General features: G+C 76.7%; 11 protein-coding genes. 5 read left to right on the top strand and 6 right to left on the bottom strand.

What is annotated here, in order from left to right; genetic code table 11:
* Nucleotides 1-4 precede the first annotated feature (4 nt).
* The 4 genes from obgE to BM048_RS10180 form a co-directional block, all read right to left on the bottom strand.
* Nucleotides 5-1516 (bottom strand): GTPase ObgE, encoded by a 1512-nt coding sequence (gene obgE, locus BM048_RS10195; RefSeq protein ID WP_090032881.1) that lies wholly within the window; start codon nucleotides 1514-1516, stop codon nucleotides 5-7.
* A 177-nt stretch (nucleotides 1517-1693) separates the two neighbouring features.
* The gene (rpmA, locus tag BM048_RS10190) at nucleotides 1694-1954 is read right to left on the bottom strand and encodes a 50S ribosomal protein L27 (RefSeq protein ID WP_090032879.1); all 261 of its coding nucleotides are present in this window, start codon (nucleotides 1952-1954) and stop codon (nucleotides 1694-1696) included.
* Between the two features lie 73 nt (nucleotides 1955-2027).
* On the bottom strand, nucleotides 2028-2348 hold the full coding sequence (gene rplU / locus BM048_RS10185) for a 50S ribosomal protein L21 (protein WP_090032878.1): 321 nt from the start codon (nucleotides 2346-2348) through the stop codon (nucleotides 2028-2030).
* A 228-nt stretch (nucleotides 2349-2576) separates the two neighbouring features.
* A complete protein-coding gene (locus tag BM048_RS10180) occupies nucleotides 2577-6239 on the bottom strand; it encodes an Rne/Rng family ribonuclease (protein ID WP_090032985.1) in 3663 nt (1220 codons plus the stop codon).
* 987 nt (nucleotides 6240-7226) lie between these two features.
* Between BM048_RS10180 and BM048_RS10175 the strand changes: the two genes are divergently transcribed.
* From BM048_RS10175 to BM048_RS10155, 5 genes are all read left to right on the top strand, one after another.
* Complete coding sequence (locus tag BM048_RS10175) at nucleotides 7227-8699, top strand: cytochrome ubiquinol oxidase subunit I (protein ID WP_090032877.1); 1473 nt, start codon at nucleotides 7227-7229, stop codon at nucleotides 8697-8699.
* A gap of 37 nt (nucleotides 8700-8736) precedes the next feature.
* A complete protein-coding gene (cydB, locus tag BM048_RS10170) occupies nucleotides 8737-9846 on the top strand; it encodes a cytochrome d ubiquinol oxidase subunit II (protein ID WP_090032875.1) in 1110 nt (369 codons plus the stop codon).
* Nucleotides 9847-9919: 73 nt separating this feature from the next.
* Nucleotides 9920-11680, top strand: coding sequence for a thiol reductant ABC exporter subunit CydD (cydD, locus tag BM048_RS10165; protein ID WP_090032874.1), 1761 nt, complete (start codon nucleotides 9920-9922; stop codon nucleotides 11678-11680).
* On the top strand, nucleotides 11677-13581 hold the full coding sequence (gene cydC, locus BM048_RS10160; protein ID WP_090032872.1) for a thiol reductant ABC exporter subunit CydC: 1905 nt from the start codon (nucleotides 11677-11679) through the stop codon (nucleotides 13579-13581). Before cydD ends, cydC begins: the two co-directional genes overlap by 4 nt.
* Nucleotides 13578-15335 (top strand): sensor histidine kinase, encoded by a 1758-nt coding sequence (locus BM048_RS10155; RefSeq protein WP_308439464.1) that lies wholly within the window; start codon nucleotides 13578-13580, stop codon nucleotides 15333-15335. The genes cydC and BM048_RS10155 overlap by 4 nt, the downstream gene beginning before the upstream one ends.
* A 74-nt stretch (nucleotides 15336-15409) precedes the next feature.
* Here the strand turns inward: BM048_RS10155 and BM048_RS10150 are convergent, their stop codons facing one another.
* Nucleotides 15410-16036 (bottom strand): response regulator, encoded by a 627-nt coding sequence (locus BM048_RS10150; RefSeq protein ID WP_090032871.1) that lies wholly within the window; start codon nucleotides 16034-16036, stop codon nucleotides 15410-15412.
* A 120-nt stretch (nucleotides 16037-16156) separates the two neighbouring features.
* Nucleotides 16157-17116, bottom strand: coding sequence for a bifunctional DNA-formamidopyrimidine glycosylase/DNA-(apurinic or apyrimidinic site) lyase (gene mutM, locus BM048_RS10145; RefSeq protein WP_090032869.1), 960 nt, complete (start codon nucleotides 17114-17116; stop codon nucleotides 16157-16159).
* Nucleotide 17117: the final 1 nt, after the last annotated feature.

Raw genomic sequence — 17117 nt, 5'->3', positions numbered from 1 at the left:
GTGCTCACTCCGGGTCCGTCCAGACGCCGGACTCCCGCTCCGTCCACAGCTCGGCACGGGCGGCCGCCTTGGCGTCCATGCGCTCCTTGAACTCCGCGCGCTTCTCGCCGCGCGTGGGCCGGGACCGGTCCTCGAGGCGCAGGTCCGTGCCGCGCTGGCCGAGCAGCTCGGCGCCCGCCTGGAGGGTGGGCTCCCAGTCGAAGACGACGGCGTTCTGGTCGCTGCCGATGCGCACCTCGTCGCCCGCGACGGCGCCGCGCTTGAAGAGGAGCTCCTCCACGCCCAGCCGCGCGAGGCGGTCCGCGAGGTACCCCACGGCCTCGTCGTTGGAGAAGTCGGTCTGGCGCACCCAGCGCTCGGGCTTCTCGCCGCGGACCTCGAACCACACCGAGCCGCCGCCCTCGCGGCGCGTCACGGTGAAGCCCGCCTCGTCGACGGCCCGCGGACGCAGCACGACGCGCGTGGGCGCGGGGGCGGGCGCGTCGCGCCGCGCCTGCTCGACGATGCCGGCTAGCGCGAAGGACAGCGCGCGCAGCCCCTCGTGGCTCGCGGTGGACACCTCGAAGACCTGCAGGCCGCGGGCCTCGAGGTCCGGGCGCACGAGCTCGGCCAGGTCGCGAGCCTCCGGCACGTCGACCTTGTTGAGCACGACGACGCGCGGCCGCTCCCCCAGCGGGATGCGCCCGCCCTCGATGCCGAGGTCGCCCGAGTACGCCGCGAGCTCGGCCTCGATGACCGCGAGGTCCGTCAGCGGGTCGCGGTCGGGCTCGAGCGTCGCGCAGTCGAGCACGTGCACGAGCACCGCGCAGCGCTCGACGTGGCGCAGGAACTCCAGCCCGAGGCCCTTGCCCTCCGACGCGCCGGGGATGAGGCCGGGCACGTCGGCCACCGTGTAGCGCGACGAGCCGGCCTGCACCACCCCGAGGTTCGGCACCAGCGTGGTGAACGGGTAGTCGGCGATCTTCGGACGCGCGGCGGACATGGCCGCGACGAGACTGGACTTGCCCGCGCTCGGGTAGCCGACCAGCGCGACGTCCGCGATCGTCTTCAGCTCCAGCACGACGTCCGCGGAGTCGCCCGGCTCGCCCAGGAGCGCGAAGCCCGGCGCCTTGCGGCGCGGCGAGGCCAGCGCCGCGTTGCCGAGACCGCCGCGCCCCCCGGCCGCGACGACGTAGCGCGCGCCGGGGCCGACGAGGTCCGCGAGCACCTCGCCCGTCGGGCTCTTGACGACGGTCCCGTCCGGGACGCCCAGCACGAGGTCGGCGCCGAGCGAGCCGGACCGGTGGTCCCCCATGCCCTGCGTCCCGCTCGGCGCGTGCCGGTGCGGCAGGTGGTGGAACTCCAGCAGCGTCGTCACCTGCGGGTCGACCTCGAGGACGACGGAGCCGCCGTTGCCGCCGTTGCCCCCGTCGGGGCCGGCGAGCGGCTTGAACTTCTCGCGGTGGATGGAGGCGCAGCCGTGCCCGCCGTCCCCGCCCGTGGCGTGCAGGACCACACGGTCGACGAAGGTCGCCACGTGCTGCTCCTCCCTGTGGGGCCCCCGGGGTCGCCGGGGGCGGGGTGCGTGCTGGGTGCGTGTGCTGGGTGCGTGTGCTGGGTGCGTGGGCCGGTCGTGGGTGCCGGTCGTGCGTGCTGCTGACGACGAGAGGGGCGCACCGTGACGGTGCGCCCCTCTCGTGCTGGACCGGGTGGCTCAGGCCTCGACGGCCGCCACCACGTCGATGACCTTGCGGCCGCGGCGCTGACCGAAGGTGACCGCGCCGGGCGCGAGGGCGAACAGCGTGTCGTCGCCGCCACGGCCGACGTTGACGCCGGGGTGGAAGTGCGTGCCGCGCTGGCGGACGATGATCTCGCCGGCCTTCACGGCCTCGCCGCCGAAGCGCTTGACGCCGAGGCGCTGCGCGTTGGAGTCACGACCGTTGCGCGAGGAGCTCGCGCCCTTCTTGTGTGCCATGGGGGACCTGCTTCCTGCTCAGAGCTCGATGGGGGTGCGTCACCGACGACGGGCCGGGGGCCCGTCGGACGGGTCACGCGATGCCGGTGACCTTCAGGCGGGTGAGCGCCTGGCGGTGGCCCTGACGCTTGCGGTAGCCGGTCTTGTTCTTGTACTTGAGGATCCGGATCTTCGGACCCCGCTCGTCCCGGACGACCTCGGCCGTCACGGTGACCTTGGCCAGCGCGTCGGCGTCGGACGTCACCGTCGCGCCGTCGACGAGCAGCAGCGCCGGGAGCTGGACGGTCTCACCCGTCGCAGCGGCCAGGCGGTCCACGACGACGACGTCGCCGACGGCGACCTTCTCCTGACGGCCGCCGGCCTTCACGATCGCGTACACCACGTTGCTGCTCATCTCTGCTGGTCGGGACTGCTCGTTGCACTGCACGCCGGGCCACGGCCCGGACCGACGCCCCACGTGCCGGGGCGCCCGCGCTCCACCTGCGCGCGGGGCGGAGGGGTTCGCGTCGGCGCCAGGCTGGCGGGCCGGGGGCGTGCGGGACGGCACGCTCAGCACGCGCCGACGTCCTAGGGTACGGACCGGGCGGGGCAGGGTCAAACCCGCCGCGCCCGGCCCGTCCCGTCAGAGGCCCTCGGCCGAGCGGGCGTTCGGGTCGTCGGCGGGCTCGTCCGTCGCCCCGTCCGCGCGCTGGTCCCGGCTCGGCAGCTCGAGGGCGAAGACGTCGGGGTCGACGGCCGCCAGCTCCCACCGCTGCTCGTCGGGCCGGCCGCCGTGCTCGTCGCCGGCCGTCGCCCCCGGGGTGCCCGTGCGGACGCGACCGGCGAAGGCGGCCAGGACGTCGAGCGTGCCGGTGCGCCCACCGGCGGACCCGCCCGCCGGCCGGCCCTCGGCAGCGCCCTGGACGCCCTCCGCGGCGCCTGCGGCGGCTGCCTCGTCGGCAGCCTCGTCGGCAGCCGCGTCGGCCGTGCCCGGCACCGACGCCACGACGACGACCTGCTCGGCGTCGGCCGCACCGCCCGCCGCGTCACCCAGCTCGGCCACGACGTCGGCCAGCTCCTCGCCCTCCAGCACCTGCGCCGGCACCGGCGACGCACCGGCCGGCACGCCGCCGTCCGTCCTGCCGCCGGACGGCTGCGCCGCCTCGTGCGGGTGCGCCTCGTGCGCGTGCGCCGCCGCGGCGGCGATCGTCGCGAGCGTCGCCTTGACCGCCTCGCGGGCCGCCGGCAGCACGGGCACCGACCGCTCGGCCGTGCCCGCGTCCGGCCCCGTGTCCTTGCCGCGGCGACGACGGGCGCCACGACGCCCCTCCCCCTCCGCGGACTCCGCCGCAGGCGCGCCCTCGGACCGCCCGCCGCCGGCGCCGCGCTCGACGGGCTCGGCGTGCACGACGAAGCCGCGCCCGTGGCAGTGCTCGCAGGTCTCGCTGAACGCCTCGACGAGGCCCTGGCCCACGCGCTTGCGGGTCATCTGCACGAGCCCGAGCGACGTCACCTCGGCCACCTGGTGCTTCGTGCGGTCCCGGCCGAGGCACTCGACCAGCCGCCGCAGCACGAGGTCGCGGTTCGACTCGAGCACCATGTCGATGAAGTCGACGACGATGATCCCGCCGATGTCGCGCAGCCGGAGCTGGCGGACGATCTCCTCCGCCGCCTCGAGGTTGTTGCGCGTGACCGTCTCCTCGAGCGTCCCGCCGGCGCCGGTGAAGCGACCGGTGTTGACGTCGACGACCGTCATGGCCTCGGTGCGGTCGATGACCAGCGACCCGCCCGACGGCAGCCAGACCTTCCGGTCCATGCCCTTGGCGAGCTGCTCGTCGATGCGGTGGTGCGCGAACACGTCACCCGTGCCGGTCCACCTCTGCACCTTCTGCGCGAGGTCCGGCGCGAGGTCCCCGATGTACCCGGAGATCGTCGACCACGCCGCGTCCCCCTCCACGACGAGCGCGGAGAAGTCGTCGTTGAAGATGTCGCGCACGACGCGGATGGCCATGTCCGGCTCGCCCTGCAGCAGGGCCGGCGCCGAGGCCGTGCGCTGCTTCTTCTCGATGGCCTCCCACTGCGCCTGCAGGCGGGCCACGTCGGCGCGCAGCTCCTCCTCGCTGGCCCCCTCCGCGGCCGTGCGCACGATGACGCCGGCGGAGTCGGGCACCAGCTCGCGCAGCAGCTTCTTCAGGCGGTTGCGCTCGACGTCGGGCAGCTTGCGGCTGATGCCGGTCATGCCGCCGCCCGGCACGTAGACGAGGTACCGCCCGGCCAGCGTCACCTGGGCCGTCAGGCGCGCGCCCTTGTGCCCGATGGGGTCCTTCGTGACCTGGACGAGCATGGGGTCACCGCTCTTGAGCGCCGTCTCGATGCGGCGCGGCTGCCCCTCGAGGCCCGCGGCGTCCCAGTTGACCTCGCCCGCGTAGAGCACGGCGTTGCGGCCCTTGCCCACGTCGACGAAGGCCGCCTCCATGCTGGGCAGCACGTTCTGCACGCGGCCGAGGTACACGTTGCCGACCATGGAGGCCTGCGCCTGGTTCGAGACGTAGTGCTCGACGAGCACGCCGTCCTCGAGCACCGCGATCTGGGTGCGGCCGTCGCGCTCGCGCACGAGCATCGTGCGGTCCACGGACTCACGGCGGGCGAGGAACTCGGCCTCGGTGAGGATCTGGCGGCGGCGGCCCTGGTCGCGGCCCTCCCGCCGGCGCTGGCGCTTCGCCTCCAGGCGCGTGGAGCCCCGCAGCGCGGTCGGCTCCTCCGAGCGCGTCCGGGTGCGACCGCCCTCGGGCTCCTCACCGGTGCCGCGCGCGCCGCGACGACGACGGCGGCGCCGACGGCTCGAGCCGCCGGCCTCGTCGTCGCCCACGTCCTCGCCGCCCTCGTCGTCGGCGTCCTCGTCGTCGGGCTCGGCGCTGGACCCGGCGCCCGTCGACGCGTCGGGGTCGGCGGGCGACGGGAGGCCGGCGTCGGCGTCCTCGTCGTCGGCGCGCACGTCGTCGCCCGCGACGGGGGCGTCCCCGCGGCTGCGACGTCCGCGCCCGCCGCGGCGGCGCCGGCGGCGCGGACCGCCATCGGACCCGTCCGTGCCCTCGTCCGTGCCCTCGTCCGTGCCCTCGTCCGTGCCCTCGCCCTCGTCGTCGGCGGTGTCCTCGTCGACGGCGTCCAGGTCGTCGCCGTCGAGCGCCTGCCCGGTCGTGGCGGGGGCCGTGAGGGCGGCGTGCTCGTCGACGGGCAGGGCGTCGTTCGCGAGGGGCGCGTCCTCGTCGGTCCCGGCCGTGCTGGTCGCGTCCTCCGGCGTACCGGTCGCGGTGTCCGCGCCGCCGCGGCCACGCCGGCCGCCCCGACGGCGGCCGCCGCGACGGCCGGTGGTCTCCTCGGCCGCGGTGCGGTCGGCCTGCGGCGCCGCCTCCTCCGGTCCGGTCGTGGCGGCGGCCGCGGAGGCTGCCTCCGCGGCGCGGGCGGCACCGGAGATCGCCTCCGGCGAGCCGGCCTCCGCGAGCACCCGACGGCGACGGGGACGGGCCCCGGCGTCAGGGGCCTGGAAGAGCAGCGCGGTGGTCGCCAGTCGCGGCGCGGCGGCCGGCGCGTCGGCCGACCCGCCCGACCCGGAGCCCCGGCGGGCCCCCGTCGTCCGGCCGGAGGTGGCGGCACCCGGGTCCGTGCCGGCGTCCGCGCGGGGGGTCTCGTCGGACGTGCGGGCCCGGGCGCCGACGGGCGGGTCGGCGGGGGCCGGCTCGGCCGTGCCCGTGGCGGGGGCCGCGCTGGTCGCAGGGCTGGTCGCAGCGGTGGTCTGAGGGGTGGTCTCAGGGGTCGTCCCGGGGGTGGCCACGGGCGCTGCCGCGCCGGCCGCCCGGGAGGCGCCGCGGGTCGCCCGGCGCGCGCGGGTCCGCGGGGCCGGCGCGTCCTCGGCCGTCGTGCCGCGCGCCGCCAGCTCGGCGAGGACGTCCAGGGTGCCGGTCGGGCCCACGCCCTCGGGGGCGGCATCGGCGACGGGCGCGACCGCGGAGGTCTCCGCGACCTCCTCGACGACTTCCTCGACGACCGCCGCGTCGTCAGGAGCCGGGACGACGACCTCGGCGTCCGCCGTGACGGGCTCCGCGACGGGCTCCGCGACGGGCTCCGCGACCGGCTCGACGACGGGCTCGGCCACCGGGGGCAGCACCGCGTCGGGCGCCGCCGCCGGACGCGTCGCGGCGCGCCGGCGCCGCGTCGGCGCGGCGGGCGCCTCGACGGCGACGGTCGGGTCGACGGACTCGGCGACGGGCGCGGCGACGGGCGCGTCGACCGGCGTGTCGACGGCCATCTCGAGCGTCGCCTCCTGGGTCGGCGGAGCCACTTCGTCGATCGATGAGGTGGCTCCGGTTGCGGCCGCGGGGTCCGTCCCGGCCGGGACCTCGGTGCCGGGCGCGGCGGCCGCGGGGGCAGCCGTGGCGCTCGTCGCACGACGGCTGCGGCGCGCTCGCGCCACCTTCGGGGCCGGCTCGGCGGCGACGTCGAGCGTCGCGTCGCCGGACGCCGTGGCGACGGCGCCGTCCGTGCCGTCCGACGCGCCCGCACGAGCGGTGTCGGGAGTGCTGCCGTCGGCGGTGGTGGTGCCGTCGTCGGTGCCGGCCGTCGTCGCCGTCGGGGAGGCGGCGGTCCGGGTCGCGCGGCGGCGACGCGGCGCGGCGGGCGCGGTCGTCGGCGACGCGTCCTCGGCGCCACCCCCGCCCGCGGTCGTCGTGGCGTCGTCGGGGGTGCTGGTGGGGCTCACGCGGGGTGCTCCTGAGGCCGGGTCGCGGCCACACCCGCGCACCCGGCGGTCGGTCGTCGCGCGCTGGGCGGCGACGGAAAGTCGACGGTCGTGGCCGCGGCGCCCCGCCGGCACCGTCGCCTGCTCGGACCGGCGCCCCTCGCGCTGTCCCGGAGGACCTGCGGGGGCGGCGGACCAGCGGCGGCTGGTGCGCGCGGCGGTTGACACCGACGAGCTCAAGGGCTCGGGCGCGGTGTGGGCGCGCCCTTCGCCGCCGTCAGTATCGCACAGGCGTCCTCCGACGCCCCGGAGGCGCGTGCTCCACGTCACGACACGGCGTCAGCACCGGGGACGAAGGTCCCACCGGCCGGGCAGGGGTCGCGCCCTACGTTCGCACCTGTCGGGACCGGCGGCGACGACGCCGGCGGACCCGCACGCAGACCCCGCTCGCCCGGCACGGACGCACGCCGCGCACGCACCCCGTGCCCGCCGTGCACACCCGCCGGACGCGCACCCCGACACCCCGTACGCCCGCCCTCGCACCCCACGGAGACCCGCGTGGACGCCCTCACCCTGGCCCGCTGGCAGTTCGGTGTCACGACCGTCTACCACTTCGTCTTCGTGCCGCTCACCATCGGCCTGTCGCCCCTCGTCGCCGTCATGCAGACCGCCTGGGTGCGGACCGGGGACGTGCGCTGGCTGAAGCTGACGAAGTTCTTCGGCAAGCTCCTGCTCATCAACTTCGCGATCGGGGTCGCCACCGGCATCGTGCAGGAGTTCCAGTTCGGGCTGAACTGGTCGGAGTACTCGCGCTTCGTCGGGGACGTGTTCGGCGCGCCGCTGGCCATGGAGGCGCTGGCGGCCTTCTTCGTCGAGTCGACGTTCCTCGGCCTGTGGATCTTCGGCTGGGACCGGCTGCCCAGGCGGGTGCACCTGGCGACGATCTGGGCCGTGGCGCTGGCGACGAACCTGTCGGCGTTCTTCATCCTCGCGGCGAACAGCTGGATGCAGCACCCCGTCGGCGCCGAGCTCGACCCCGAGACGGGCCGCGCGCAGATGACGAGCATCCTGGCGGTCCTCACCAACCCGACCGTCCTCGCCGCGTTCCCCCACACGATCTCGGCGTCCCTGCTCACGGCCGCCACGTTCGTCGCCGCCATCTGCAGCCTGTGGCTGGTGCGCTCGCACCGGCGCGGCGACGGCGTGGCGACCACCGGCGTCTACCGCAGCGGGCTACGCCTCGGCGTCGGCGTCATGATCGGCGCGGCCGTCGTCGTCGGCGCGTCCGGGCACTGGCAGGGCCAGCTCATGTTCGAGCAGCAGCCCATGAAGATGGCGTCGGCGGAGGGCCTGTGCGCGACGGAGAGCGGCGTGCCCTTCTCCCTGCTGGCCGTCGGCGACCTGTCGAACGACTGCGAGGACGTCACGCACCTGCTGCAGATCCCCGGCATGACGTCGTTCCTCGCCGACAACTCGTTCTCCGCCGAGCTCCAGGGTGTCGACGAGCTGCAGGCGGAGTACGAGGCCCGGTACGGCGCCGGCATCGACTACCGGCCCGACCTCGCGGTCACCTACTGGTCCTTCCGGCTCATGATCGGCATGGCCGCCTTCGCCGGCCTGCTCGCCGTCGCGGCGCTGTGGCTGACGCGCGGCGGGCGGGTGCCCACCGCCCGCTGGTTCCGCTGGAGCGCGATCGCCGCCCTGCCGACGATCTTCCTCGCCTCGTCGTTCGGCTGGATCTTCACCGAGATGGGCCGCCAGCCCTGGGTGGTGGCGCCCAACCCGACCGGCATCGACGACATCTGGCTCCTCGTCGAGCGGGGCGTGTCCACGCAGGTGCCCGCGAGCGCGATCCTCACCTCGATGGTGCTGTTCACGCTGCTGTACGGCGTGCTGGCCGTGTTCTGGTACCGGCTCATGCACCGCTACGCGGTCGAGGGCGTGGAGGCCGACCCGGTCGACCCGAGCCCCGACGCCCGTCGCGCCGACGTCGACGACGACGCCGACCGACCCCTGTCCTTCGCCTACTGACGCCCGACGCACCACCGACCCGGGCAGGAGACCCACCATGAGCCACGAGGCGCTGCAGATCACCTGGTTCGTCCTCATCGCGGTCCTGTGGACCGGCTACCTCGTCCTCGAGGGCTTCGACTTCGGCGTGGGGATGCTCCTGCCGTTCGTCGGGCGCGACGAGCGCGAGCGTCGCGTCATGATCAACACGATCGGCCCCGTCTGGGACGGCAACGAGGTCTGGCTGCTCACCGCCGGCGGCGCGACCTTCGCCGCCTTCCCCGAGTGGTACGCCACGCTGTTCTCGGGGGCCTACCTCGCGCTCGTCCTGGTCCTGCTCGCGCTCATCGTGCGCGTCGTCGCCTTCGAGTGGCGCGGCAAGATCGCCTCCGGCTGGTGGCAGGCCACGCACACGTGGGCGCTGGTCGTCGGCTCCTGGGTCCCGGCGGTCCTCTGGGGCGTCGCGTTCGGCAACCTCGTGGCGGGCATGCGGATCGAACCCGTCGTGACCTCGACGAGCAACGTCGAGGGCGAGACCACCCGCAACACGCTGCAGTACACGGGCTCGTTCCTCGACCTGCTGACCAACGGCCACGGGTTCGCGCTGCTGACCGGGGTCGTGACGGCCTGCATCTTCCTCACCCACGGCTCCGTCTTCCTCGCGCTGAAGTCCGACGGGGTGGTCCGTCGGCGCGCGGGCGAGCTGTCCGGGCGGCTGTCCGTGCTCACGCTCGGCGTCGGGGCCGTGTGGGCGATCTGGCTGCAGCTCGAGTACTCGGGCAAGGCCTGGACCTGGGTACCGCTCGTGGTGGCCGCGGCCGCGCTGGCGGCCGGGGTCCTCTTCACGCGCACCCGCCAGGAGGGCCGCGCGTTCGTGGCCTCGGCGGTGGGGATCGTCGCGGCGGTCGTGCTCATCTTCGGCTCGCTGTTCCCCGACGTCATGCCCTCGTCCGTCGACCCGGCGTACTCCCTGACGATCCACAACGCCTCGTCGAGCGCCTACACGCTCGGCGTCATGACGTGGGTCGCGGTCCTGCTCACGCCCGTCGTGCTCGTCTACCAGGCCTGGACGTACTGGGTGTTCCGCAAGCGCGTCTCCGTCGAGCACATCCCCACCCCCACCACCGTCACCTTCGCCAACGCGCGTCGGGACGCCGACGCGCCGTGACCGTGACGCCGGTCGGCGGGCAGGTCGGCGCACAGGTCGGCGGGCCGGTCGTCGCGCCGGCGGGGGGCGCCCGGTGAAGCCGCTCGACCCGCGCCTGCTGCGGCACGCACGGGCCGCGCGCGCCTACCTCGCGCTCACGGTGGCCACCGGGGTGCTGACCGCGGGCCTCGTGGTCGCCCAGGCCCTGCTGCTGGCCCGGGCGCTCGGCGGCGCCGTGCAGGACGGCCTCGACCTCGCGGCCGTCGGCGACGAGGTCGTCGCCCTCGCGGCCGTCGTGCTGGCGCGGGTGCTCGTCGTCGGGGTGCAGGAGCGGTTCGCGCACCGCGCCGCCACCCGCGCGGTGGCCGAGCTCCGGGCCGGGGTCGTCGAGCGGGCGGTGGCCCTCGGCCCGCGCTGGCTCGCCGCCGGACGGGGGCCGGAGCTGGTCACGCTCGCCACGCGCGGGCTCGACGCGCTCGAGCCCTACTTCGTCCGCTACCTGCCCCAGCTCGTGCTCGCGGCGACGGTGACGCCGGCGGCCCTGCTGGTGGTGCTCGGGCTGGACCGGGTGTCGGCGGCGGTCGTCGTCGGGACGCTGCCGCTCGTGCCGGTGTTCATGGTGCTCGTCGGGCGGCTGACCGAGGGGCGCTCGGCGAGGGGGCTGCGGGGCATGCAGACCCTCGCCGCGCAGACGCTGGACCTGCTCGCGGGGCTGCCCACGCTGCGCGCGCTGGGCCGCGAGCGCGGCCCGGCCGCACGCGTCCGCGAGCTCGGCGACGCGCACCGCCGCGCGACCATGGGGACCCTGCGGATCGCCTTCCTGTCCGGCATGGTGCTCGAGCTGCTGACGACGCTGTCCGTCGCGCTCGTCGCGGTCGGCATCGGGCTGCGGCTCGTCGGCGGCCACCTGCCCCTGGTCACCGGGCTGGCGGTGCTGGTCCTCGCGCCCGAGGTCTACGCGCCGCTGCGGCAGGTCGGGGCGCAGTTCCACGCGTCGACCGACGGTGTGGCGGCCGCCGAGGCCGCTTTCGCGGTGCTCGAGACCCCCCTGCCGCCGCGGGGCACGCACCCCGCACCCGACCTCGCCCGCACCGCGCTGCGGCTGCACGGCGTCGCCGTGCGCCAGCCCACGGGGGCGCTCGCGCCGGAGGGCCTGGACCTCGAGGTCCGGCCGGGCCGCGTGGTGGCCCTCGTCGGGACGAGCGGGTCCGGCAAGACGACGGCCGTCGAGGTCCTGCTGGGGCTCCTGCGCCCGGACGCCGGCGCGGCGCGGCTCGTCGCGGTCGACGGCACGGGACCGGCGCTCGACCTCGCCGACGTCGACCCCGCCACGCTGTGGTCGCAGGTCTCCTGGCTCCCGCAGCGGCCGGTGCTCGAACCCGGCACCGTGGCGGCACTCGTCGGCGGGGACGCGCCCGTGCGCGAGCGTGCGGCCGCGCTCACGGGCCTCGACGCCGTCGTCGCCGCCCTGCCGGACGGGTGGGGGCACCGGGTCGGCGCCGGCGGCACGGGCCTCAGCGTGGGCCAGCGCCAGCGCGTGGCGCTCACCCGGGCGCTCGTGTCCCCCGCGCCTCTCGTCGTGCTCGACGAGCCGACGGCGCACCTCGACGCGCACGGGGAGGAGGTCGTGCTCCGGACGGTCGAGACGCTGCGGGCGTCCGGCCGCGCCGTCGTGCTCGTCGCCCACCGCGCAAGCCTCGCCGCGGTCGCCGACGACGTGGTCGTCGTGCGCGCCGCTGCGGCGACGGAGATGGAGGCGGACCGGCCGGCCGCACCCGCACCCGCCGGGACCCCGCGTGCCGCGACCGTGGCCGCGGGTCGGTCCGACGCACCGGTCCCGGAGGTCGTCCGGTGAGCGCCGCGACCACCTCCGCGGTATCGGGCGACGCCCGCGCGACGGTCGACGCCGATCCCCCGCGCGGCACGCTGCGGCGCGCCGTCGCCCTGCTGGACGTCGACCGGCGGCGCGTGCTCCTCGCCGTCGTCCTCGGCACGCTCGCGCTCGGCTGCGCCGTCGCGCTCGCCGCCGTGGCCGCCTGGCTCATCGCCCGCGCGTCGCAGATGCCGCCCGTGCTCGTCCTGTCCGTCGCGACGGTCGGCGTGCGGGCCTTCGGCGTCGGTCGCGGAGTGCTCCGCTACGTCGAGCGGCTCGTGTCGCACGACGTGGCGCTGCGCGGCATGACGCAGCTGCGGACCACGCTGTACGAGCGGCTGGCGGCCGGGTCGCCCGCCGCGCTGGTCCCGCTGCGCCGGGGGGATCTCCTGGCGCGCGTGGGTGAGGACGTCGACGCGGTCGGCGACGTGGTCGTGCGCGGGCTGCTGCCCGCCGCGGTCGCGGCCCTGCTCGGCGTCGGGACCGTGGCCGCCATGACGGTCCTCTGGCCGCCCGCCGGGGCCGCGCTGGCCCTCGCGCTGCTGCTCGCCGGGGTCGTGGCACCCGCGGTCACCGCGCGCACGGCGCGGCTGACGGAACGACGGGCCGCCGCGGGCCGCGCCCGTCGGAGCGCCGCCGCGCTCGCGCTCGTGGACGACGCCGGTCCCCTGGCCGTGGCCGGCCTGGCCGACGAGCGGCTGCGGGCGCTGCGGGACGCCGACGCCGACGTGGCCGCCGCCGTCGACGCCGGGGCGCCGTCCTCCGCCCTCGCCGCCGCGCTCGGCCCCCTGGCGCAGGGCCTGGCCGTGCTCGCCGCGCTCGTCACGGGCATCCCGGCCGTGCGCCGCGGTGACCTGGCCGCCACCGACCTCGCGGTCGTCGTGCTCACGCCGCTCGCGGCCTTCGAGGCCACCGCGCTCCTGCCCGCCGCGGCCACGCAGCTGCACCGCTCACGGGCCGCGGCCGCGCGCGTGCTGGCGCTGCTCGACGCGACGACGCCCCACCCCACCCCGGCACCCGCTGCCACGTCGGGCGCCGCCCCCGCCCCTGGTGCTGCCCCCGTGCCCGCCGGTGCCGGCCTGCACGCCCGAGGCCTCGCGTGCGGCTGGCCGGGCCGTCCACCGGTCGTCGCCGGGCTCGACCTCGACCTCGTCCCCGGACGGTCCGTCGCGGTGGTCGGCCCGTCCGGCACGGGCAAGACGACGCTGCTGCTCACCCTCGCCGGCCTCCTGCCGCCGACGGGCGGGCTCGTCGCCCTCGACGGCCGCCCCGTCGGCGCGTGGCCCGCCGCCGACCTCCCCCACCACGTCGTCGCGACGCTCGAGGACGCCCACGTCTTCGGCACGACGGTGCTGGAGAACCTCCGCGTCGCGCGCGGCGACGTCACCGAGGCGGAGGCCGCCGCCGCCCTGCGCCGCGTCGGCCTCGGCCCGTGGCTCGCCGCCCTCCCCGACGGGCTGGCCACCCGGCTCGGCCCGGACGCCCGCACGGTCTCGGGCGGGGAGCGCCGGCGGCTGCTCCTCGCGCGTGCCCTGCTCACCCACGCGCCCCTGCTCCTCGTCGACGAGCCCGCCGAGCACCTCGACCCGGCGCTCGCCGACGCACTCGTCACCGACCTTCTCCGTGGTGCGGCGAACGGTGCGGCGGACGGTGCGGCGGACGGTGCGGCGGACGGTGCGGCGGACGGTGCGGGGGACGGTCCGAACGGCGGCCGGGGCGTGCTCGTCGTGACGCACCGCCTGACCCCGCTGGCCGCGGCGGACGAGGTCGTGCTCCTGGGCGACGGCGGTGTCGTCGACCGGGGGACGCACGCGGAGCTCCTGGCCCGCCGGGCGGACTACCGTGAGGCGCGCAGGCGCGAGGGCGAGGGGGACGCAGGGTGACGACGACGACGGGTCCGCGCGGCGGGGGCGGCGCGAGCGACGCCGGGGTGGTGCGGGAGTCGTTCTTCCCCATCGACGTCGCGCCGCTGAAGGTCACCGGCGACCCCCTGGCGGACCTCATGCAGGCCATCCTGTCGATCGCCGCGGAGCTCGACCTGCCGTCCGTCCTCAGCCGGCTGGTGCAGGTCAGCGCCGCGATGACCGGGGCGACGTACGGCGCCCTCAACGTCCTGGACCCGCACGGCGCCTCGACGATGTTCGCCTACACCGGCATGCCGACCGCCGTCGCGCGGATGCTCGGCTCCGCCCCGCACGCGCGCGGCGTGCTCGGGGAGATCCCGGCCCAGGGCGTCCTGCGCCTCGACGACCTCACGCAGCACCCGGCCTTCCGCGGCTTCCCGGCCGGGCACCCGCCGATGGGCTCCTTCCTCGGGGCGTCCGTGCGCCTCGGCGACCGCGTCTTCGGCCAGCTCTACCTGTCGGAGAAGCAGGGTGGGCCGTTCACCGCCGCCGACGAGGACGTCGTCGTCGCCCTGGCCGCCGCCGCCGGTGTCGCCGTCGCCAACGCGCGGCTGTACGCCGAGGTCGAGCGGCGCGAGGAGTGGGTGCGCGCCGGCCAGGAGATCACGACGATGCTCCTCGAGGGGCTCGACGAGGAGGACGCCCTCGTCGAGATCGCCCGGCGCGCGCGCCAGGTCGCCGACGCGGACACCTCCGCGCTCGCGCTGCCGGGCGTCGGCGGCGACCTCGTCGTCGAGCTCGCGGACGGGTACGACGCGGACGGCGTCGTCGGGAGCGTCATGCCGCGCGGTGGGCGCGCGTGGACCGTCATGACGGAGGGCAGAGGCCTGCTCACGCCGTCGCTGTCGCAGTCGCGCACCGTCGGCACCCCCGCCCTGCGCACGTTCGGGCCCGCGATGTTCGCGCCGCTGCAGACCACCGGGCGCGGCGTCGGGGTGCTCGTGCTGCTGCGCCGCGTCGGCCGCGAGCCCTTCGAGGAGGGCGACCTCACGACGGCCGAGTCCTTCGCCTCGCAGGCCGCGCTCGCCTACGTGCTGGCGGAGGCCCGGCACGCGCAGGACGTCGCGGCCCTGCTCGACGAGCGCGAGCGCATCGCCCGCGACCTGCACGACCTGGCCATCCAGCAGCTCTTCGCCACGGGCATGCAGCTCGAGACCGTGCGCCGCCGGGCCGCCCGCGGCGTGGACCCGGGCGAGCTGCTGTCGATCGTCGAGGACGCCCTGGACAACGTCGACGGGTCGGTGCGCGAGATCCGGCAGATCGTCCACGCGCTGCGCGACCCCGACGCCGCCACGGGGCTCAGCGAGCGGCTGCGCCGGGAGGCGTCCCTGGCCCGCACGGGCCTGGGCTTCGCGCCGTCCATGGTGCTGTGCCTGGATGGCACGACGCTCGCGTCGCTCGACGACATCGAGGCCGACCAGCTCGACGAGCGCGTCGGCCCGGCCCTCACCGACGACGTCGTGGCGGTCGTGCGCGAGGGGCTGGCGAACGCCGCCCGGCACGCCCAGGCCTCCTCCGTGGCGGTCCGTGTCCGCGTCACCGGCACGGGCCCGACGGGGTCGGTGCTCGTCGAGGTCCAGGACGACGGCGCCGGGCTGCCGGAGCACCGCGACCGGCGCTCGGGCACGGGCAACCTGGCGGCGCGGGCGCGCCAGCACGGCGGGACGTTCACGCTCGGGTCGGCGCCGACCGGCCGGGGCGCGCTGCTGACCTGGCAGGCGCCGCTCGCCTAGGGACAGGTCCGGGGCCGGGGCCCGGGCGGCGCCCCAAAGGGCCTGTGCCCGGCTCGGCGGCCCAGTGCTCAGGCTCAGTGCCCGGGCTCGGCGCGCCAGCCGGAGTGCTTGCGGGAGGCGACCCACGCGGCGACCTGCGTGCGCCGCTGCAGGCCCATCTTCGCCAGCAGCGACGTGATGTGGTTCTTCACCGTCTTCTCGGCGACGCCGAGGCGCTCGGCGATCTCCCGGTTGGACAGGCCCTCGCCGATGAGGTCGAGCACGCGCAGCTCGCTCGGCGTGAGGTTCTCCGTCGGGTCCTCGTGGCCGGCGCGGCGGCGCGCGACGGTCCGCTCGTCGAGCAGGGTGCGCCCCGCCGCGACGGCCTTGACGACGTCGGTGATCTCCGCCCCGCGCACGCTCTTGAGGACGTAGGCCGCGGCCCCGGCGGCGAGCGCGGCGGCGACGGCGTCGTCGTCGTCGAAGGAGGTGAGCACCACCGCACGGACGTCCGGGTGCTGCTCGCGGACCGCCGTGAGCAGGTCGATGCCCGTGCCGTCGGGCAGCTGCAGGTCCAGCAGGAGCACCTGCGGCCGGACGAGGAGCGCCCGCCGCACCCCGTCGGCGACGGAGGCGGCCTCGGCGACGACGGTGAGGCCCTCGGAGCGGTCCACCACCTCGGCGATGCCGCGGCGGACGACCTCGTGGTCGTCGACGATCATCACCGAGACGGGTCCGGGGCGCTCGGGACGGGGGGCGGCGCTGGTCGGTGGCACGGGCCGATCGTAGCCAGGCCGTGCGGCCCCGCCGTGGCGGCGCGCGGCGTCGTCAGGAGCGCCCGGTCACCAGCGTCCCGAGCGCGGCCGTGGCTGGCAGCGGGGGCACGTGAACGACGAGCGGTTCATGAACTCGTCCCGCCGGACGGGCGTGCCGCACCGCGGGCACGGCCGGCCCTCCTGGCCGTACACGGCCAACGACCGGTCGAAGTAGCCCGAGCGCCCGTTGACATTCACGTACAGCGCGTCGAAGGACGTGCCGCCCTGCGCGAGCGCCTCCCCCATGACCTCGTGCGCGGCGTCCAGGGCGTGCAGCACGTCGGCCCGGCGCAGGGTGTCCGTCGCGCGGGCGTAGTGCAGCCGGGCGCGCCACAGCGCCTCGTCGGCGTAGATGTTGCCGATGCCGGACACGAGCGTCTGGTCCAGCAGCGCCCGCTTCAGGCCCGTCCGGCGGGCACGCAGCCGCGCGACGAACGCGTCCCGGTCCAGCGCCGGGTCCAGGACGTCCCGGGCGATGTGCGCCACGGGCTCGGGCAGGAGGGGGTCCGGCGCGCCGAGGCCACCGGGACCGCCGTCGGGCGTCGGCACGAGGTCGGGGACGCCGAGGTGCCCGAAGGTCCGCTGGTCGACGAAGTCCAGGGCGCCCTCGTCGTCGAGGTGCAGGCGCACGCGCAGGTGCGGGTGCTCCGCGCCGGCCGCCGCCTCGTCCGCGCCGGTGCGCACGAGGAGCTGGCCGCTCATGCCGAGATGGGCGAGCAGGGCTTCGTCGGGCGGGTCACCTGCCGCCCCGTCGCCCATCCTGCCGCCCGTTCCGTCGCCGAAGTCGAGCAGCAGCCAGCAGAACTTGCCGCGCCGGACGGCGGCCGTCAGCCGTCGTCCCGTCAGCCGCCCCGCCAGGTCCGCGGGACCCGCGAGGTGCCGGCGGACGCTGTACTCCCGGCGCACCTCGACACGGGTGACCGTCCGGCCGAGGACGTGCTCGGCGAGCCCGGCACGGACCGTCTCGACCTCGGGCAGCTCCGGCACG

It is taken from the genome of Cellulomonas marina (assembly GCF_900111925.1).
In the GTDB taxonomy this organism is placed as follows: domain Bacteria; phylum Actinomycetota; class Actinomycetes; order Actinomycetales; family Cellulomonadaceae; genus Cellulomonas; species Cellulomonas marina.
This window is presented reverse-complemented; position numbering and strand designations above follow the sequence as displayed.